This is a genomic window from Caldimonas tepidiphila, assembly GCF_003569765.1.
In the GTDB taxonomy this organism is placed as follows: Bacteria; Pseudomonadota; Gammaproteobacteria; order Burkholderiales; family Burkholderiaceae_C; genus Caldimonas; species Caldimonas tepidiphila.
Genome location: NZ_QXMG01000018.1, coordinates 1 through 19,141 on the forward strand (window position 1 = coordinate 1; position 19,141 = coordinate 19,141).

A 19,141-nucleotide genomic window follows, 5' to 3' on the forward strand; every position below is an offset into this window, starting at 1 on the left:
AGGTCGAGGATGCTGCCCGAGTGGCGGTTGGTCCACGAGAAGCCGACGCTGTTGCTGCCCGCCGGCACGCGGCGCAGCGCCATGCCGGTGCGCCAGGTGGCGCTGCCGACCTCGCGGTAGCGCACCGTGACGACGCCGTCGAGGTCGGCGTCGCCGTCGATCGCCCACTGCACGCTCAGGTTGTGGATCGTCGGGTACGGCACGCTGACGCTGCCCGGCAGCGTGGCGTTGGGGTCGAGGGCCACCGAGGCCGCGGCGTCGCGGTTTGCGCCGACCGCCGTCCCCTCCATCGCCGCCCCGTCCGCCGTGGCCGGGGACACGGCGCCTGCCAGGGCCGGGTCGTAATCTGCCGAGCCCGTCGTGGTGGAGGCCTGGGTCTCCGACGGAGACGGGCTGCCCTGCTGGCCGGCCTCCGGGCCGACCCGGGCCGTGTTCTCGGCGGCGGCAGGCGAGCCCTCGCCGCCGCCGCAGGCTGCCAGCACCGCCGACAGGGCGAGGGCCGACAGGGCAAAGGGAAGATGCGCGCGCCGGAAAGGCGGAAGATTGGAAGACATCGGAGATCCAGCGAATTGAGGTTATTGGTATTCGACGCCTCGATTCGGCGCCGGCCGGAACCCGTTTCCTGGAATGAAAAGGCTTGCGGCGGATTTGAATTCTGGGAATTCACCCGCAGCGAACGTAAACAGATGAAACATGCTGGAACCGCTTCCCATGCAGGCACGCAAAACATCCTGTCACAAGTGGCGCAATGAAGCCGGGAAAGCCGAGGATTATTTCCGGGCTCGTGCGCGGCGCAATTCTGGGCACCATCGCATATATCGTGAAATATTCACGCAGAACGCTCGTTCGCTTTCGAACTTCTGCCCCACTCTCCCATGGACAGTGCGGCACGGGGCGCAAGTGAAAAATATCACGCCAGCATGGCCGCCGCTTTTCCCCGCGGGGCACTCACCCTTCACGCCGCATCATTTCCAGAAAAACCCGAAAGACCGACGATTCTCCTTTCCGGAACGGATTTTCGTCTCTCCGCCGACCGCACATTCAATTCCGGGCGGCGGCGAACGGTATCGGATCGGAGGAAATGGGGTGGAAAACGGGGCTATTTCCGGGGCGCTGCCCAATTCGTCACGGGCCGCCCCTGGAATCGGGCGGAACCCCGATTGACGGCACGACCGCACGAATGAAAGCGTTGTTTTTCCGGGTACCGCGGCGCTCGCGCTGCCCGGTGCCGCCGCCGCGATCGGCGCGCTTGCCGCCCGCTCAGTAGCGCCCCGTCACGCCGGCCACGCGCAGGTAGACGTAGGCGCCCCAGGCGACGATGCCGCGCCGCAGCGGTCGCCACCATGAGGCGCCGGTCGCCTCCGGACGCACCTCGTGCGACACCGCGAAGGCCGCGTCGAGCTCCTGCGCGAGCTCGGTGGTGAAGCGGTGGTCGCGCACCACGACGTTGGCCTCCAGGTTCAGCAGCAGCGACAGCGGGTCGATGTTGGAGCTGCCGACGGTGGCCCAGTCGTCGTCGACCACCGCGACCTTCGCGTGCAGGAAGGCGGGCGTGTACTCGTAGATGCGCACGCCGTGCGACAGCAGCTCGTCGTAGAGCGCGCGCGCGGCGAGCGCCGCGATGCGGTAGTCCACCTTACCCTGCAGCAGCAGCCGCACGCGCACGCCGCGCTCGGCCGCGTCGCACAGCGCGCGGCGGAAGGACTGGCCGGGATAGAAGTAGGGCGTGACGAGGTCGATGCGTTCGCGCGCGCGCGAGATCGCCTCGATGTAGCTGTGCTCGATGGTGCGGCGGCGGCGCAGGTTGTCGCGCGAGACGAAGGCGACGCGCACCGGGCGCATGTCCGCCGCCGCCTGCGCCATGCCCTTCCAGCGCTGGGTCTGCGCGCGGCGCAGGAAGCGGCGCGCCATCGCCACCGGGTGCTCGCTCTGCGCGAACGCGGCGAGCTCGTCGCGCCAGTCGCGTCCGAAGGAGGCGCGCGTCCACAGCGCGCGCACCGTCTGCTCGATCGGCAGCACCACCGGCCCGGACAGCTCCACCGCGTAGTCCAGCCGCGGCGCCTCGCACCAGCCATGGCGCACGTCGAGCCGGTCGTCGAGGAAGTTGATGCCGCCGACGAAGGCGAGGCGCTCGTCGACCACGCACAGCTTCTGGTGCAGGCGGCGGAACTGCCCCGGCTGCAGCAGGCTCCACCAGCGGTGCAGCGGCCGGTAGACCACCGCCTGCGCGCCGGCCTGGCGCAGCAGCGGCAGCAGCGCGGCGATCGTCGCGAAGGAGCCGAAGCCGTCGATCACGACGCGCACGCGCACGCCGCGGCGCGCCGCGCGGCACAGCGCCTGCGCCACCGTCGACGCAGCCGCGTCGTCGTGGAAGATGTAGGTCGCGAGCCAGACCTCGCGGCGCGCGCGCTCGAGCGCGTTGCACAGCGCCGGGAACAGCTCGTCGCCGCCGCGCAGCAGCCGCACGCGGTTGTTGCCGGTGTAGACGGCGTGGCTGCCGGGATGGCGCACCGGGCCGCGCACCAGCCGCGCGAGCCGCCGCGCCGGGCGATCGCCGGCGGGGTCCTCGGTCCGCGGCAGCCGCTCCATCGCGTCAGCCCGCGAGCTCCAGCTCCGTCACCAGCGGCAGGTGGTCGGACATGCGCGTCCAGGCCGGCCCCCGCGGCACGAAGCTCGAGACGCAGCGCAGGCCGCGCAGGTAGACCCGGTCGAGGCCGAACACCGGCACGCGCGACGGGAAGGTCAGCACGCGCGGTCCGCCGCGCGCGAGTCCGATCGCGCCCATCGGCCCGTCGAGCTTCTCGCTCCAGTCGTTGAAGTCGCCGGCGACCACCAGCGGCACGCCCGCCGGCACGTGGTCGCGCAGGAAGGCGCTGAGCTTCTCGACCTGGCGCACGCGGCTGGCGTGGATCAGCCCGAAGTGCGCCACGACGACGTGGACCGTGGTGTCGCGCCAGCTCACCGGCACGTGCAGCAGCCCGCGCTGCTCGAAGCGGTGGTCGGACACGTCGCGGTGGCCGATGTCGCCGATCGGCCAGCGCGACAGCAGCGCGTTGCCGTGCTCGCCGGTGCGGGTGATGCAGTTGGTGCGGTAGGCGACGCCGTAGCCGTCGGGCGCCAGGTACTCGGCCTGCGGTGAGTCGGGCCAGCCGAAGTGGGTGCGCGCGAAGCGCCGGGAGTCGCGGTGGCAGAAGTTGCGCACCTCCTGCAGGCACACGACGTCGGCGTCGAGCGCCTCGATGCCGAGCTGCAGGTTGTGGATCTCGAGGCGCTTGGCCGGGCCCACGCCGCGCACGCCCTTGTGGATGTTGTAGGTCGCCACGCGCAGCCGGCGGTGTTCGTGCGCGGGGTCGGCCGGGGGCAGGGAAGTCGATTGCAGCGGGTTCAGGGGGGGCGTCACTGAGGGGTCGCTCCTTCGGGCTTCGGGAATGGCGGTGCGGCCGGACATCGCTTCAGCAGGCCTCGAGGCGGCGCGGCAGCTGCAGGATCGCCTCGGCGTTCGATGGCGAGAAGCAGCGATCGGCCGCCTCGCGCCACGGCAGCCAGGCATGCGCGAGGTGCTCGCGCGGCGCGAGTCGCACCTCGATGCCGCGCGGCACCAGCAGCCCGAACACGTGCTCGGTGTTGTGCGTCACGCCCGGCGCGTAGCGGTGGCGCCACACCGGGTAGATCTCGTAGATGTTGCGCAGGCCCCAGTCCTTCAGGGCCTGCGCGGGCAGCTCCCCGGCTGCCTGCAAGCCCTGTGCCGGCGGTGCGGTGCGCGCGACGCGGATGCCGGTCTCCTCGGCCACCTCGCGGATCGCAGTCTCGCGCGCCGACTCCCCGGCCGTGTCCTTCGAGCCGGTGACGCTCTGCCAGAAGCCGGGCTGGTCGGCGCGCTCGAGCAGCAGCACCTCGAGCTCGCGCGTGTGGATCACGACCAGCACGGATTCGGGGATCTTCGGGGGACGGACGGGCTCGGTCATCGGTTCGGCAGGGAGGCGGCGGCAGGAGTTGCGGCAAGCACGCGCGGGCGCGGCGGAAGAAAAAAGGGGCACCCGCGGGTGCCCCTGATTCTGCGGCAAGGCCGCGGCGCTGTCCTCGCCGGGCTCAGGCCTTCTCGGCGGCCTGCGTGTTGCGCAGCCGGATGTGCAGCTCGCGCAGCTGCTTCTCGTCGACGGGGCTGGGCGCGTGCGTCAGCAGGCACTGGGCGCGCTGCGTCTTCGGGAAGGCGATCACGTCGCGGATCGAGTCGGCCTTGGTCATCAGCGTCACCAGGCGGTCGAGGCCGAAGGCCAGGCCCCCGTGCGGCGGCGCGCCGTACTGCAGCGCGTCGAGCAGGAAGCCGAACTTCAGCTGCGCGTCCTCCGGGCTGATCTTCAGCGCCGAGAACACCTTGCTCTGGATGTCGGCGCGGTGGATGCGCACCGAGCCGCCGCCGAGCTCCCAGCCGTTGAGCACCATGTCGTAGGCCTTGGCGATGCAGCGGCCCGGATCGGTGTCCATGTAGTCCTCGTGGCCGTCCTTCGGCGCCGTGAACGGGTGGTGCACCGCGTTCCAGCGCTGCTCGTCCTCGTCGAACTCGAACATCGGGAAATCCACCACCCACAGCGGCGCCCAGCGGTCCTCGAAGATGCCGGTCTTCTTCGCGAAGTCGCTGTGGCCGATCTTCACGCGTAAAGCGCCGATCGCGTCGTTGACCACCTTGGCCTTGTCGGCGCCGAAGAACAGCAGGTCGCCGTTCTGCGCGCCGGTGCGCTCGAGCACCGCGTTCAGCGCCGCGTCGTGCAGGTTCTTGACGATCGGCGACTGCAGGCCGTCGCGGCCCTTGCTCACGTCGTTGACCTTGATCCAGGCCAGGCCCTTGGCGCCGTAGATCTTCACGAACTCGGTGTAGCCGTCGATCTCGCCGCGGCTCATCTCGGCGCCGCCGGGGATGCGCAGCGCGACCACGCGCCCGCCCTTCATCGTCGCGGGCGTGCTGAAGACCTTGAAGTCCACGTCGGCCATCACGTCGGTGAGCTCGGTGAACTCGAGCTTCACGCGCAGGTCGGGCTTGTCCGAGCCGTAGAGGCGCATCGCGTCGGCGTAGCTCATCACCGGGTAGTTGCCCAGCTCGACGTCCAGCGCCTTCCTGAAGACATGGCGGATCATGCCCTCGAACATCGAGCGGATCTCCTCCTCGGTCAGGAAGGAGGTCTCGATGTCGATCTGCGTGAACTCGGGCTGGCGGTCGGCGCGCAGGTCCTCGTCGCGGAAGCACTTCGTGATCTGGTAGTAGCGGTCGAAGCCCGCGACCATCAGGAGCTGCTTGAAGAGCTGGGGCGACTGCGGCAGCGCGAAGAACTGGCCGTCGTGCACGCGGCTCGGCACCAGGTAGTCGCGCGCGCCCTCGGGCGTGCTCTTGGTGAGCATCGGCGTCTCGATGTCGACGAAGCCGTTCTCGTCGAGGAACTTGCGCGCCTCCATCGCCACGCGGTAGCGCAACATCAGGTTCTTCTGCATGTAGGGGCGGCGCAGGTCCAGCACGCGGTGCGTGAGGCGCGTCGTCTCCGACAGGTTGTCGTCGTCTAGCTGGAACGGCGGCGTGACGCTCGGGTTCAGCACCACGAGCTCGTGGCAGAGGACTTCGACCTTGCCGCTGGTGAGGTTGGCGTTCTCGGTGCCGGCCGGGCGCGGGCGCACCTTGCCGACGATCTTCAGGCAGAACTCGTTGCGCACGCCCTCGGCGACCTTGAACATCTCCGGGCGGTCCGGGTCGCAGACGATCTGCACCAGGCCCTCGCGGTCGCGCAGGTCGATGAAGATCACGCCGCCATGGTCGCGGCGGCGGTGGGCCCAGCCCATCAGGGTCACGGTCTGGCCCATCAGCGCTTCGCTGACCAGGCCGGCATAGGTGGTTCTCATCGGAATTGCTCCAGCAGATTCGGGTGTTCGGGAGGCGGGCGGCGCCGGCGATCGCCGGGAACGGCGCGGTGCCGCCGCGGAGGCCGGGAGGGGCTGTGTCTCCAGCCCTCAGGGTTGAGCGCGGGCCGTCATGCGCTCAACCCGTGCGGTTTCGCAGCGGCACGGGCAGCACGGCGGCCTCGACCGGCGGGGCGACGACGCCCATCGAGATGATGTACTTGAGCGCCTCGTCGACGCTCATGTTCAGCTTGATCACGTCGGACCTGGGCACCATCAGGAAGAAGCCCGAGGTCGGGTTCGGCGTGGTCGGCACGTACAGGCTCAGGAAGTCCTCGGGCGCCAGGTGGTGGCCCACCTCGCCGCCGGGGCGGCCGGTGACGAAGGCCACCGTCCAGGAGCCCTGGCGCGGGTACTGCACCAGCACCGCCTCGCGGAAGGCGTTGCCGCTGCTCGAGAACAGCGTGTCCGAGACCTGCTTGACGCTCGAGTAGATGCTCTTGACGATCGGGATGTTGAACATCAGCCGATCCCACTGCCGCACCCACCACTGGCCGAAGATGTTCGCGACGAACACCCCGGTCAGGAAGATCGCGAGGCCGACGAAGACGAAGCCGAGGCCGCGCACCTTGCCCAGGCGCGCCAGCGGCTCGACCGCGGTGGCCGGCAGCACCGCCTCGAAGGTGGCGAGCAGCGCGTGGTAGACGCCGTCGAGCAGGCCGACGATCCACAGCAGCACCCAGACGGTGATCGCCGCCGGCAGCCAGACGAGCAGGCCCGTGATGAAGTACTTTTTCACGGCGAGTCCGGCGACGGCGGGTTCGGAGTCGGTCGGCGGCTCAGTGGCAGGCACACGAACCGCCGCAGCCTGCTGCCGCGGGCGCGGAGTCGGACGAGCCCGTGGAACTGCTGCTGGCGGACGGCGCATCGCCGGCGGCCTTGACCGCCGGCGCGGTGCTCGTGGCGGACGCGCCGGAGGAGCCGCCGCGGAAGTCGGTCACGTACCAGCCCGAGCCCTTGAGCTGGAAGCCGGCGGCGGTGAGTTGCTTCTTGAAGCTGGCCTGCCCGCACTGCGGACAGTCGGTCAGCAGCGGGTCGGAAATCTTCTGGAGCACGTCCTGCGCATGTCCGCAGGACTCGCAGCGGTACGAGTAGATCGGCATGGCTCTTGAGCCCTCGAATCGTTCAAAACCCTCAATTATAGGTGGGCCCGCAGCGGGTCAGCCGGCCCCGCGCGGCTCCCCGAGCGTCATGCGAGGTGATGCTGCATCTCGGTGCGGTTGGCCAGCAGCTGTGGCGCGAGCGAGCCGATCGCCATGCCCGCCACCGCCATCAGCACGCCGGCGAGTTGGCCGGGGAAGACCTCGCCCCAGCCGAGCAGCAGCGAGCTCAGCCAGGTGCCGAGGCCGAGCACGATCGACAGCACTGCGCCCTGCGTCGTCGCCCGCTTCCAGTAGACGCCCGCGACCAGCGGCACGAAGGCACCGCACAGCGGCACCTGGTAGGCGGCGGAGACCAGCTCGTAGATCGAGGTGCCCTGCATCACGATCGCGTAGACGAGCACCGACGCGGTGAAGACGAGCAGCGACACGCGCAGCGCCAGCAGCACCTGGCGGTCGCTCATGCCGGGGCGGATGTTGCGCAGGATGTTCTCGACGAAGCTGGTCGAGGGCGCCAGCAGCGTCGCCGAGGAGGTGGACATGATCGCCGACAGCAGCGCGCCGAAGAAGAAGATCTGCGCCACGAGCGGCATGTGCTGCAGGATCAGGTTCGGCAGGATGTGCTGCGGATCGTCGGCGAGCATTCCCTTGGCCTCGGGCATCACGATCAGTGCCGCGACGATGATGAACATCGGGATGAAGGCGAACGCCAGGTAGGCGAGGCCGCCGATCACCGCGCCGCGCGACGCCGACTTCTCGTCCTTGGCGGACATCACGCGCTGGAACACGTCCTGCTGCGGGATCGAGCCGAACATCATCGTGATCGCGGCGGCGACGAAGAACAGCCAGGCGTTCAGGTCGGGCGCCGGGAAGAAGTGCGTCCAGTCGTTGGCCTGCGCGTAGGCGAGCACCTTGTCGGCGCCGCCGGCGAGGTCGGCCGCCATCACCGCGATCACGCTCAGGCCCACCACCAGCACGATCATCTGGATGAAGTCGGTCCACGCCACCGCCAGCATGCCACCGAGCATCACGTAGGTCAGCACCGCGACGGTGCCGACCACCATGCCCGTCACCGGCGACATCGCGCCGCCCGACAGGATCGAGAACACCAGGCCGAGCGCGGTGATCTGCGCCGCCACCCAGCCGAGGTAGCTCAGGATGATCGCGACCGAGCAGAAGATCTCGACCCCCTTGCCGAAGCGCTGGCGGTAGAAGTCGCCGATCGTGATCAGGTTCATCCGGTAGAGCCTGGCGGCGAAGAAGACGCCGACCAGCACCAGGCACATCGAGGCGCCGAAGGGGTCCTCGACCACCGCGCCCAGCCCCCCCTCGACGAAGCGCGCCGGGATGCCCATCACCGTCTCGGCGCCGAACCAGGTCGCGAAGGTGGTGGTCACCACCATGATCAGCGGCAGGCTGCGGCCGGCGACGGCGAAGTCGGTGGTGTTCTTCACGCGCGTGCCGGCCCAGGCGCCGACGGCCAGCGTGCCGAGCAGGTAGAGGGCGACGAAGATGAACAGGGTCGAGTCCATGCGCGCGGGGAAGCTGGGGATGGCAGAGGAGCGCGCCGCCCGCATCGGGCGGCGCGGGCGCGAGTGTACCCGCGCGCGGCGCCTAGAAGATCGGCAGGTAGGCGGCGAACTTGGCGGCGACGATGCCGAGCACGAAGCCGAGGCCGCCGTAGATCAGCGCCTGCAGCATGCGGTTGGTGCGGCGCAGCTCGTGCACCAGCACCTGCATCTCGCCCTCGAGCGGCCGCTCCGCGCGATGCAGCAGCGCCTGGTGCAGCAGGCGCGGCATCTCGGGCAGCAGCTTGGCGTAGCGCGGCGCCTCGTCGCGCAGCTCGTTGATCAGCGCGCGCCAGCCGACCTGCTCGTCCATCCAGCGCTCGAGGAAGGGCCGCGCAGTGCTCCACAGGTCGAGCTCGGGGTCGAGCTGGCGCCCGAGCCCCTCGATGTTGAGCAGCGTCTTCTGCAGCAGCACGAGCTGCGGCTGGATCTCGACGTTGAAGCGCCGCGAGGCCTGGAACAGTCGCATCAGCACCTGGCCCAGCGAGATGTCCTTCAGCGGGCGGTCGAAGTGCGGCTCGCAGCAGGCGCGGATCGCGCTCTCGAGCTCGTCGATGCGGGTGTGCCGCGGCACCCAGCCGCTCTCGACGTGCAGCTCGGCGACGCGCTTGTAGTCGCGGCGGAAGAAGGCGACGAAGTTCTGCGCCAGGTAGTCCTTGTCGACCTCGGTGAGGGTGCCGATGATGCCGAAGTCGAGCGCGATGTAGCGCCCGAAGGTGTCCGGCGCGAGGCTCACCTGGATGTTGCCCGGGTGCATGTCGGCGTGGAAGAAGCCGTCGCGGAAGACCTGCGTGAAGAAGATCGTCACGCCGTCGCGCGCGAGCTTGGGGATGTCCACCCCCGCGTCGGCGAGCCGCTGCACCTGGCCGATCGGCACGCCGTACATGCGCTCCATCACGATCACCTGCTCGGTGCACAGGTCCCAGACCATCTCCGGCACCATCACGAGCTTCAGGTCCTCCATGTTGCGGCGCAGCTGCGCGGCGTTGGCCGCCTCGCGCAGCAGGTCGAGCTCGTCGTGCAGGTACTTGTCGAACTCGGCCACCACCTCGCGCGGCTTGAGCCGGCGCGCGTCGGCCGAGAGGCGCTCGACCCAGCGCGCCAGCGTGCGCAGCAGGCCCAGGTCCTCGTCGATGACCTTGAGCATGCCCGGGCGCAGCACCTTCACCGCGACCTCGCGGCCGTCGTAGAGCGTCGCGAAGTGCACCTGCGCGATCGAGGCGCTGGCCACCGGCTCGCGCTCGAAGCGCGCGAACACCCGGTCCACCGGGCGGCCGTAGGCGCGCTCGACCAGGCGCAGCGCCTGCTCCGCCGGGAAGGGCGGCACGCGGTCCTGCAGCCGTGTGAGCTCGTCGGCGATGTCGGGCGGCAGCAGGTCGCGCCGCGTCGACAGCACCTGGCCGAACTTGACGAAGATCGGCCCGAGCCGTTCGAGCGCCTCGCGCAGCCGCACGCCCGGCGGCGCGTCGAGGCGGCGACCGGCGCGCGCCAGGCGCGCCAGCAGCCGCATCGGGCGCGGGCGGAAGCTGCTCAGCAGCAGCTCGTCCAGCCCGTAGCGCAGGACGATCAGGACGATGAAGGACAGCCGCAGCAGCCGTCTCATGCGGGATGGCGCAGGTCCGGGTCGGCGGGGCGCTGCGGCATGCGCGCGCGCAGCGCGTGCAGCGCGTCGCGCGCGCCGCCGGCGATGCGCCGCAGCAGCTCGGCCGCCTGGCGCGCCGGCGCGTCGCCGACGAGGCGGGCGAGGTCCTCCTCGACGTCCCAGCGCACGTTGTCGATCAGCCAGGCGGCGTCGGCCGCGAGCCCGGCGTCGCCCTGGATCGTGACGGCCGGGCGCGCGCCGCCGAGCAGCGCCTCGGCCCACTGGCCGGGGCGCGAGGCATCGACGCCGATGCGCAGGTCGAACCCGGTGTCGACGCCCTCGGCGACCGGCTGCCACTCCAGCAGCCCCGCGGGCGTGACGCGCAGCGCCAGCGGCCCGGGCCGCGGCGCCCAGGACGGGCCGCCCGAGACCACCACGCCGATCACGCGACCGGCGTGCGGGCGCAGCCGGTCGGTGGCGGCCGGCTCGGCGGCGAGGACGTGGTTGAAGGCGAGGGTGAGGCGCTCGGCGAGCGCCGGCCACAGCAGGCTGCTGGCGGTTTGGAGAAGCATGGCGGGCATTGTAGGGACAGCGCGAGCCCCCCTCGTTCAGGGTGAAAAGGCACTCTGCCGTTCGGTAAGAATCATTCACACCCGGGGGCTTTCCTCCCGCCATCCACTGTACCGAAGTGCCCTTTTCCGCGCTCGCACAGCGAGGCGGGCGACGTCCCCAGGCGACGCGCCGACGGCCGATCGCCACATCAAGAGACCATGCCGGCCCCGGCAGCGAGGCCGGCCGTCCCCAGGGGAGCGGGCCGTCCATGTTCCAGGACAGGGGGTTGAAGCGCACCTTCTACAACGCGCCGCAGTCGGTGGCGTCCTTCGTCGCCGCCTTCATGGAGCCGGCGCTCACGGTGCTGACCTTCTTCGTCATCAGCGTGATGGCCGGCGAGGGCATCGACCGCCCCGAGCTCACGCTGTGCCTGCTGGTGCTGGCGCTGACCTTCCCGGGCCGCAACCGCTTCAAGGACCCGCACCTGACGACGCTGGTCGACCTCTTCAGCTCCTGGGCGGCGCTGCTCGGGATCCTGGCGCTGTGCGGCTACGCCACGCGCAGCCTGGAGCTGTTCTCCGCCCAGGTGCTGATCGCCTGGGCGGTCGCGACGCCCTTCGTGCAGTGGTCCGGCGTGATGCTCGGCCGCGCGGTGCTCAAGATCCGCGCCCTCTCGCCCGCCGCGCGGCGCTCGGCGATCGTCATCGGCGGCGACGCGCTCGGCACCAAGCTCGCGCGCGCGCTCGACGAGCACGGCGACTTCGGCGTCGACTTCCTCGGCTACTTCGACGACCGCACCGCCGACCGGCTGCACGACGACGCCGCGGGCCAGCTGCTCGGCCGGCTCGAGGACGCGCCCGCCTACGTCGCCGCGCACGGCATCGACGAGGTCTACATCACGCTGCCGCTCACCTCGCAGCCGCGCATCACCGCGCTGATGGAGTCGCTGCAGGGCACGACCGCGTCGCTGTTCTTCGCGCCCGACGTGTTCGGCATCAGCATCATCCAGGGCCGGCTGCAGGACGTGAACGGCGTGCCGGTGGTCGGGCTGCTGGAGACGCCCTTCACCGGCGTCAACGAGATGGTCAAGCGCCTGAGCGACATCGTGCTCGCGAGCCTGCTGCTGGTGCTGGTCTCGCCGCTGCTGCTGCTCGTGGCGATCGGCGTCAAGCTCAGCTCGCCGGGCCCGGTGGTGTTCCGCCAGCGCCGCAACGGGCTCGACGGCGAGGAGATCGTGGTCTACAAGTTCCGCTCGATGCGCACGCTCGACAACGGCCCGGTGGTGCCGCAGGCGACGAAGAACGACCCGCGCGTCACGCCCTTCGGCGCCTTCATCCGCCGCACCTCGCTCGACGAGCTGCCGCAGCTCGTCAACGTGCTGCAGGGCCGCATGAGCATCGTCGGCCCCCGGCCCCACGCGGTGGCGCACAACGAGCAGTACCGGCGCCTCATCAAGGCCTATATGGTGCGCCACAAGGTGCGCCCCGGCATCACCGGCTGGGCGCAGGTCAACGGCCACCGCGGCGAGACCGATACGCTGGAGAAGATGCAGGCACGCATCGAGTACGACCTCGAGTACCTGAGAAACTGGTCGCTGGGCCTGGACCTGCTGATCATCGCGCGCACCATCCGGCTGATGCTGTTCGACCGCCATGCCTACTGAGCAGCTCCGCGGCGGCGCGACGGCCGCCGCCCCCCGCCGGCGCCTCGCGCCGCACCGACCGCCCGCAACGACGGGCCGCACTGACCGGAGGGAATCCCGCATGCCTCGTCACAGTTCTTTCCCGTGCTTGCGCCGTCCGCGCCCGCTCGCGCGCGGCACAGCGGCACTGCTGCCGCTCGCTGCGGCCGGCGCGCTGCTGCTCGGCGCCGCCGCGCCCGCGCAGGCCCAGCTCGGCCCCTACTACCTGAGGGGGACGCAGAGCTTCACGCACGACAGCAACCTGTTCCGCGCGCCCGAGGGCGCCGGCGTCGCCTCCGACACCGTCTCCTCGACGGGCCTCGCGGCCGGCCTCGAGCAGCCGCTCGGCCGCCAGCGGCTCAGCGCGCAGGCCTCGGTGGCGCTCAACCGCTTCCGCAACTTCTCCGAGCTCGACAACAACGGGCACCGGCTCGACCTGCGGCTCGACTGGGAGACGATCGCGCGGCTGTCGGGCGACGTGCGCTTCGGCCGCAGCCGCCAGCTCGCGAGCTACGCCGACACCCGCGCGCTCGGCGCGCTGCGGCTGCGCAACATCGTCACCGCGCAGGACCTGTCGGCGCGCGCGCGTTTCGGCGGCGCGTCGCTGCTGAGCCTCGAGGCCGACGTCGCGCGGCGCGAGCAGTCCTTCTCGGCGCCGCAGTACCGCAGCCGCGAGCTCGAGCAGACCAGCGTCGGCGCCGGCGTGCGCTACCGCCCGAGCGATTTGCTGAACCTCGGCCTCGCGCTGCGCCACACCGACGGGCGCAACCCGAACTTCACCGCCACCGGGCAGAGCAACGACTACGAGCGCCAGGACCTGAGCCTTACCGCCAACTGGCGCCCGAGCGGCATCACGGCGCTCAGCGGACGGCTGAGCCGCACCACCACCGACCACGAGTTCGCGGGCGGACGCGACTTCAGCGGCCTCACCGGCGGGCTCGGCGTCGACTGGCGCCCGAGCGGGCGCAGCCGCCTCGGGCTGCAGCTCAGCCGCGAGACCAGCGACGAGAGCATCGTCGTCACCACGCTCGGCCCCGACCCGGACGCGCCGCAGCAGCTCGCGCTGGTGGAGACTCCGCTGGTCGACTCGCGCCTGAGCAACACGCTGCGGCTCAACGGCAGCTACGCGCTCACCGGCAAGATCATGCTTGACGCCGGCCTGCGCTGGAGCCGCCGCCGGCTCGAGGACGCGGTCGCGCCCGGCGCCGGCGGCCCGCTGCTGCTCGCCGGCAGCGACCGCACCACGGCGGCGAGCCTCGGCGCGAGTTACGCTGTGAACCGTTCGCTGCAGCTTGGCTGCGGCATCGCCCGCGAGCGCCGCACCGCCGACACGGCCAACGCGCTCACGGCGCCCTTCCGGGCCACCACCGCGAGCTGCCAGGCGCAGCTCACCCTGCAATAAGCCTCTTCACATCCACGACATGCCCAAGATCCTGCTGACCGGAGCCACCGGCTACATCGCCTCCCACACCTGGCTGAGCCTGCAGGAGGCCGGCTTCGAGGTCGTCGGCGCCGACGACTTCTCCAACAGCTCGCCGAAGGTGCTCGAGCGCCTGGCCGAGCTCGGCGGCCGCGAGCCGGTCTTCGAGCGCCTCGACGTCTGCGACCCGCAGGCGCTCGACGCCGTGTTCAGGAAGCACGCGATCGACGCGGTGGTGCACTTCGCCGCCTTCAAGGCGGTGGGCGAATCGACCCAGAAGCCGCTGGAGTACTACGCCAACAACCTCGGCAGCCTGCTCAACGTCTGCCGCACGATGCGCGAGCACGGCGTGCGCCGCATCGTCTTCAGCTCCTCGGCCACCGTCTACGGCAAGCCCGAGAGCCTGCCGCTGCGCGAGGACGCGGCGCTGTCGGCCACCAACCCCTACGGCCAGACCAAGCTGATGAGCGAGCAGATCCTGCGCGACCTGCAGGCCTCGGACGCGGCGTGGCGGATCGCCTGCCTGCGCTACTTCAACCCGGTCGGCGCGCACCCGAGCGGGCGCATCGGCGAGGACCCGCGCGGCATCCCGAACAACCTGATGCCCTACGTGGCGCAGGTCGCGGTCGGCAAGCGCGAGAAGCTGCAGGTCTTCGGCGACGACTACGACACGCCCGACGGCACCGGCGTGCGCGACTACATCCACGTCGTCGACCTCGCCGAGGGCCACGTGGCGGCGCTGCGCTACCTGTTCGAAAAGGACGCGTCGGTCACCGTCAACCTCGGCACCGGCCAGGGCTACAGCGTGCTCGACGTGGTGCGCGCCTACGAGCGCGCCAGTGGCCGCCCGGTGCCCTACACCATCGCGCCGCGCCGCCCCGGCGACATCGACGCCTGCTACGCCGACCCCACGAGCGCGCGCGAGCTGCTCGGATGGGAGGCCCGGCGCGGCCTCGACGCGATGTGCGCCGACTCCTGGCGCTGGCAGCAGATGAATCCGCAGGGCTACGGGAACGAGTAAGCTGCCGACCTTCGTTCGACCGTCTCTCCGGATTTTCCCCATGAAGCACAGCATCGTCCCCGTCGTGATGGCCGGTGGCAGCGGCACCCGCCTCTGGCCGCTCAGCCGCCAGCTCTACCCCAAGCAGTTCCTGGCGCTGTCGGGGCCGCAGACCCTGTTCCAGCAGGCGCTGCTGCGCCTGGCGGACCTGGCCGACGACACGATCGAGGTGCAGCCGCCCTGCATCGTCGGCAACGAGGAGCACCGCTTCCTGGTGCTCGACCAGCTGCGCGAGATCGGGCAGAAGGCCTCCACCGTGCTGCTCGAGCCGGTCGGGCGCAACACCGCGCCGGCGCTCACGCTCGCCGCGCTGCACGTCAGCGAGCCGGCAGAGGCCGACCCGATCCTCGTCGTCACGCCCGCCGACCAGACCGTCACCGACGCCGCCGCCTTCACCGCCGCGCTGCGCCGGGCGGTGCACGCCGCGGCCGACGGCAGCATCGTGATCCTCGGCATCACCCCGGACCGTCCCGAGACCGGCTTCGGCTACGTCCGCACCGAGGGCGCCGGGCCGGTGCACACCGTCGCGGCCTTCGTCGAGAAGCCCGACGCGGCCACCGCCGAGGCCTACCTCGCGCAGGGCGGCTACTACTGGAACGGCGGCATGTTCGTCGTGCGCGCCTCGGTGTGGCTGAAGGCGCTCGCGCAATTCCGCCCCGACATCGCCGGCGCGACGCGCGCCGCCTGGGCCGCGCGCAGCACCGACAACGGCTTCACGCGTCCCGGCAAGGAGGCCTTCGCCGCGATTCCGTCCGAGTCGATCGACTACGCAGTGATGGAGAAGTGCCCGGCGAACCCGAAGGCCGGCTTCGCGGTCAGGATGGTCGCGCTCGACGCCGGCTGGTCCGACCTCGGCGCCTGGGAGGCGGTCTGGCAGGTCGCGGGCAAGGACGCGCAGGGCAACGTCGCGCACGGCGACGCGGTGATCGAGGACAGCCGCAACACGCTGGTCTACGCGACGAGCCGCTTGGTCAGCACGGTCGGCCTCGACGACGTCGTCGTCGTCGAGACGCCGGACGCGGTGCTGGTGGCCGACCGCTCGCGCAGCCAGGACGTCAAGAAGATCGTGCAGCAGCTCGAGAAGCGCTCGCGCGACGAGGGCACCGTGCACCGCCTCGTCCACCGTCCCTGGGGCTGGTACGACAGCATCGACGCGGGCCCGCGCTTCCAGGTCAAGCGCATCATGGTCAAGCCCAAGGCGACGCTGAGCCTGCAGATGCACCACCACCGCGCCGAGCACTGGATCGTCGTCTCCGGCACCGCCGAGGTGACCTGCGGCGACAAGACCCTGCTGCTGACCGAGAACCAGAGCACCTACATCCCGCTCGGCGAGGTGCACCGCCTCGCCAACCCCGGCACGATCCCGCTCGAGATCATCGAGGTGCAGTCGGGCAGCTACCTCGGCGAGGACGACATCGTGCGCTTCCAGGACACCTACGGCCGCGCAGGCTGAGGACCGTCCCACGCCCGGCCGCCCTGCCCTCCCCGGGGCGCGGGCCCCGGGCACGAAGGCTGCGCGAGGAACCGATCGGAAGCCGTTCTGAAAGGAGATTCCTTGCGCCCCGCCTTCGACCGCCGCGCCGCCGCGGCCCCCGTCCTGCCCGCCGATGGACAGCGCCGCCAGTAACGCGCGCTGGATCGCGCTTTCGCAGGCCACGCGCATCGGGCTGCAGCTCGCCAGCGTCGTCGTGCTCGCCCGGCTGCTGACGCACGCCGACTACGGGCTGCTGGCGATGATCTCGGTGGTGACCAACTTCGCCAACCTGCTGCGCGACATGGGCACCTCCGCCGCGGTGGTGCAGAAGGCCGAGCTCAGCGACGAGATCACCGACTCGGTGTTCTGGTTCAACGTGCTCGTCGGCACGGTGCTGATGCTGGCGCTGCTGCTGCTCGCCGGCCCGATCGCGGCGGCCTTCCGCACGCCCGAGGTGGAGCCGCTGCTGCAGCTGCTGGCGCCGGTCTTCCTGCTCACGAGCCTCGGCGCGGTGCACCGCGCGCTGCTCGAGCGCGTGTCGGCCTTCCGCAGCGTGGTGGGCATCGAGATCGGCAACGGCGTCTTCTCGCTGGTCGTCACGGTCGCCGCGGCGTGGATGGGCGCCGGCGCCTACAGCTGGGTGATCGGCATGCTCGCGGCCGCGCTGCTCGCGACGCTGCAGTTCTGGCGCGCCTCGCGCTGGGTGCCGGGCCGCCCGCACCTCGCCGGCATGCGCCACATCATGCGGTTCAGCGGCAACATCACCGGCTTCAACTTCATCAACTACTTCTCGCGCAACGCCGACGGCTTCATCGTCGGCCGCCAGCTCGGCGCCGAGCCGCTCGGCATCTACTCGTCGGCCTACAAGATCATGCTGTTCCCGGTGCAGAACATGGCCTGGGCGGCCAACCGCGCGCTCTACCCGGTGATGAGCCGCCGCCAGGACGACCTGCCCGCGCTCGCGTCGCTCTACCTGCGCTCGCTGTCGGTGATCGCCGCGGTGAGCGCGCCGCTGATGACCGGCGTGTTCGTGCTGCGCGAGCCCTTCGTGCTGGTGATGATGGGCGAGAAGTGGCTGGCGGTGGCAGACGTGCTGAAGTGGCTCGCGCCGGTGGGCTTCGTGCAGTCGATCGCGAGCACCACCGGGCCGGTGTTCATGGTGCGCGACCGCACCGGGCTGCTGCTGCGCCTGGGCGCGCTCGGCGCCGGGCTGCAGGTGGGCGCCTTCCTGCTCGGCGTGCACTGGGGCATCGCCGGCGTCGCGGTGTGCTACTTCGCGGCCAACCTGATCAACGCGGTGCCGGTGCTGGCGCTGGCGCTGCGCCAGCTCGACACCCGGCCTTCGGCGCTGCTCGACGTGCTGCAGGCGCCGCTGCTGTGCTCGGGCCTGATGGCGGCCTTCCTGGCGCTGCTGCGCGGCATTCCGGCCGTCGCCACCGCCGGGCCGCTGGCGGAGCTGGTGTTCTGCACGGTGGCGGGCGCCATCGTCTACGGCACGCTGTTCTTCCTGCTCGCGCCCGACAAGGGGCGCATCGTGCTGTCGCTGATGCCAGGGCGGCGCAAGGGCGCGCGCTGAATGCGCCGGCGCGCGCTGCCGCAAGATTTACGGCCGTCCCGGCAGCCCGCGGCGGCGGCCGCCCGCGCGCGCCGCCGCCGCCGCGCGGCACTTCGATTGCTCCCGGAAGCCGTGTCCCGACTTCCCTGCGCGGGCCGCCGTCGCGCCCGCGCCGGCAGGCCCGACCCGCGCATGCCCTCCACCGCCACGCTGCCGCCACCGCCGACTCCCGCCGGGAGGGCTCCATGCCGCTGAGTCCGCCGCACGCGCGCACGGGCGCGGCCGGGGACTGCGCGCCGCTGGTCTCGGTCTACCTGCCGACCAAGGACCGGCTGCCGCGGCTGCGGGCCGCGGTCGACTCGGTGCTGGCGCAGAGCCTCGCGGACTTCGAGCTGATCGTCGTGAACGACGGCTCGCGCGACGGCACCGCCGCCTACCTCGACGCGCTCGCCGCGCAGGACGCCCGGGTGCGCGCGCTCCACCACGAGGCGCCGCTCGGCGCGCCGGCCTCGCGCAACGAGGCGCTGCGCCTGGCGCGCGGCACCTGGGTCACCGGGCTCGACGACGACGACCAGTTCCACCCCGGCCGGCTCGAGGCCTTCGTCGCCTTCGCGGGGCTGATGCAGCGCCACGGCCTCGCGTTCTCCGCGCTCTACAGCCAGGACGAGGTGGTCGGTGCGCAGGGGCGGCGCTGCACGCGCAAGCAGAGCCGCGCGGCGTTCGAGGACCTGCTGCTGCGCAACTGCATCGGCAACCAGGTCTTCGCGCGGCGCGAGGTCTTCCTCGAGGCCGGGCTCTACGACGAAGGGATGCCCGCGTGGCAGGACCTGGACCTGAACCTGCGCATCGTCGGGCGCTTCGGCCCGGCGCTGCTGCTCGACGCGCCCTACTACGTCTTCCACGACGACGAGCGCCCGGACCGGATCTCGCGCAAGAAGAAGGACCGCATCATGGAGGCCTACCGGCGCATCGCCGCCAAGTGGCCGCAGCTGCCGGCGCGCGCGCGGCAGAACCTCTACCTGCAGACGCTCAGCGCCTACTACCGCTTCCCGATCACCGCGGGCGACATCTCCGCCTACCTGCGCCTCGGCATCGCGCCGGGCAGCCTGGCCTCGCTGCTGAGACTGCTGATCCACCGGCTGCGCACGTGATGCGCGCCCCGCCCCCCACCCCGCCGCTCGACGGGCGCGCGCGTCCACGCGGAAC

The 19,141-nt window shown here is 71.2% G+C and carries 16 protein-coding genes and 1 pseudogene; 7 read left to right on the plus strand and 10 right to left on the minus strand.

Features of this window, described 5'->3' with window-relative positions:
• Positions 1 to 554, minus strand: a pseudogene (locus D3A59_RS13165) (hypothetical protein); the annotation flags it as partial.
• A gap of 24 nt (positions 555 to 578) precedes the next feature.
• On the opposite strand from D3A59_RS13165, the gene D3A59_RS25410 reads away from it, so the two are divergent.
• Positions 579 to 752, plus strand: coding sequence for a hypothetical protein (locus D3A59_RS25410; RefSeq protein ID WP_157991524.1), 174 nt, complete (start codon positions 579 to 581; stop codon positions 750 to 752).
• A gap of 508 nt (positions 753 to 1,260) precedes the next feature.
• Here the strand turns inward: D3A59_RS25410 and clsB are convergent.
• From clsB to D3A59_RS13210, 9 genes are all read right to left on the minus strand, one after another.
• Positions 1,261 to 2,589 carry a cardiolipin synthase ClsB gene (clsB, locus tag D3A59_RS13170; RefSeq protein ID WP_119155401.1) on the minus strand — a complete coding sequence of 443 codons (1,329 nt, stop codon included), beginning with the start codon at positions 2,587 to 2,589 and terminating at the stop codon, positions 1,261 to 1,263.
• Positions 2,590 to 2,593: 4 nt separating this feature from the next.
• Positions 2,594 to 3,388, minus strand: a complete 795-nt coding sequence (locus tag D3A59_RS13175; protein ID WP_240636051.1) for an endonuclease/exonuclease/phosphatase family protein — start codon at positions 3,386 to 3,388, stop codon at positions 2,594 to 2,596.
• A 64-nt stretch (positions 3,389 to 3,452) separates the two neighbouring features.
• A complete protein-coding gene (nudB, locus tag D3A59_RS13180; RefSeq protein WP_119155403.1) occupies positions 3,453 to 3,965 on the minus strand; it encodes a dihydroneopterin triphosphate diphosphatase in 513 nt (170 codons plus the stop codon).
• Positions 3,966 to 4,089: 124 nt separating this feature from the next.
• Positions 4,090 to 5,886: an aspartate--tRNA ligase gene (aspS, locus tag D3A59_RS13185; RefSeq protein ID WP_119155404.1), complete on the minus strand. Its 1,797-nt coding sequence runs from the start codon at positions 5,884 to 5,886 to the stop codon at positions 4,090 to 4,092.
• A 136-nt stretch (positions 5,887 to 6,022) separates the two neighbouring features.
• Entirely contained in the window at positions 6,023 to 6,682 is a 660-nt protein-coding gene (locus D3A59_RS13190; RefSeq protein WP_119155405.1) for a DUF502 domain-containing protein, read from the minus strand.
• Between the two features lie 40 nt (positions 6,683 to 6,722).
• Positions 6,723 to 7,046 (minus strand): FmdB family zinc ribbon protein, encoded by a 324-nt coding sequence (locus D3A59_RS13195; RefSeq protein WP_119155406.1) that lies wholly within the window; start codon positions 7,044 to 7,046, stop codon positions 6,723 to 6,725.
• Between the two features lie 86 nt (positions 7,047 to 7,132).
• Positions 7,133 to 8,575, minus strand: a complete 1,443-nt coding sequence (locus D3A59_RS13200) for a high affinity choline transporter 1 (RefSeq protein ID WP_119155471.1) — start codon at positions 8,573 to 8,575, stop codon at positions 7,133 to 7,135.
• 82 nt (positions 8,576 to 8,657) lie between these two features.
• A complete protein-coding gene (ubiB, locus tag D3A59_RS13205) occupies positions 8,658 to 10,214 on the minus strand; it encodes a ubiquinone biosynthesis regulatory protein kinase UbiB (RefSeq protein WP_119155407.1) in 1,557 nt (518 codons plus the stop codon).
• Positions 10,211 to 10,765, minus strand: coding sequence for a hypothetical protein (locus tag D3A59_RS13210; protein ID WP_157991525.1), 555 nt, complete (start codon positions 10,763 to 10,765; stop codon positions 10,211 to 10,213). Before D3A59_RS13210 ends, ubiB begins: the two co-directional genes overlap by 4 nt.
• Before the next feature lie 248 nt (positions 10,766 to 11,013).
• Here D3A59_RS13210 and D3A59_RS13215 point away from each other — a divergent pair, with 248 nt between their 5' ends.
• The 6 genes from D3A59_RS13215 to D3A59_RS13240 all read left to right on the plus strand — a co-directional run bounded on the left by D3A59_RS13215 (position 11,014) and on the right by D3A59_RS13240 (position 19,086).
• Complete coding sequence (locus D3A59_RS13215; protein WP_119155409.1) at positions 11,014 to 12,408, plus strand: undecaprenyl-phosphate glucose phosphotransferase; 1,395 nt, start codon at positions 11,014 to 11,016, stop codon at positions 12,406 to 12,408.
• Positions 12,409 to 12,535: 127 nt separating this feature from the next.
• Positions 12,536 to 13,828 (plus strand): porin family protein, encoded by a 1,293-nt coding sequence (locus D3A59_RS13220; RefSeq protein ID WP_119155410.1) that lies wholly within the window; start codon positions 12,536 to 12,538, stop codon positions 13,826 to 13,828.
• Positions 13,829 to 13,847: 19 nt separating this feature from the next.
• Positions 13,848 to 14,867 carry a UDP-glucose 4-epimerase GalE gene (gene galE / locus D3A59_RS13225; protein WP_119155411.1) on the plus strand — a complete coding sequence of 340 codons (1,020 nt, stop codon included), beginning with the start codon at positions 13,848 to 13,850 and terminating at the stop codon, positions 14,865 to 14,867.
• Positions 14,868 to 14,907: 40 nt separating this feature from the next.
• Positions 14,908 to 16,359 carry a mannose-1-phosphate guanylyltransferase/mannose-6-phosphate isomerase gene (locus D3A59_RS13230; RefSeq protein ID WP_119155412.1) on the plus strand — a complete coding sequence of 484 codons (1,452 nt, stop codon included), beginning with the start codon at positions 14,908 to 14,910 and terminating at the stop codon, positions 16,357 to 16,359.
• A 154-nt stretch (positions 16,360 to 16,513) separates the two neighbouring features.
• The gene (locus D3A59_RS13235) at positions 16,514 to 17,956 is read left to right on the plus strand and encodes a lipopolysaccharide biosynthesis protein (protein WP_119155413.1); all 1,443 of its coding nucleotides are present in this window, start codon (positions 16,514 to 16,516) and stop codon (positions 17,954 to 17,956) included.
• A gap of 224 nt (positions 17,957 to 18,180) precedes the next feature.
• Complete coding sequence (locus tag D3A59_RS13240) at positions 18,181 to 19,086, plus strand: glycosyltransferase family 2 protein (RefSeq protein ID WP_119155414.1); 906 nt, start codon at positions 18,181 to 18,183, stop codon at positions 19,084 to 19,086.
• Positions 19,087 to 19,141: the final 55 nt, after the last annotated feature.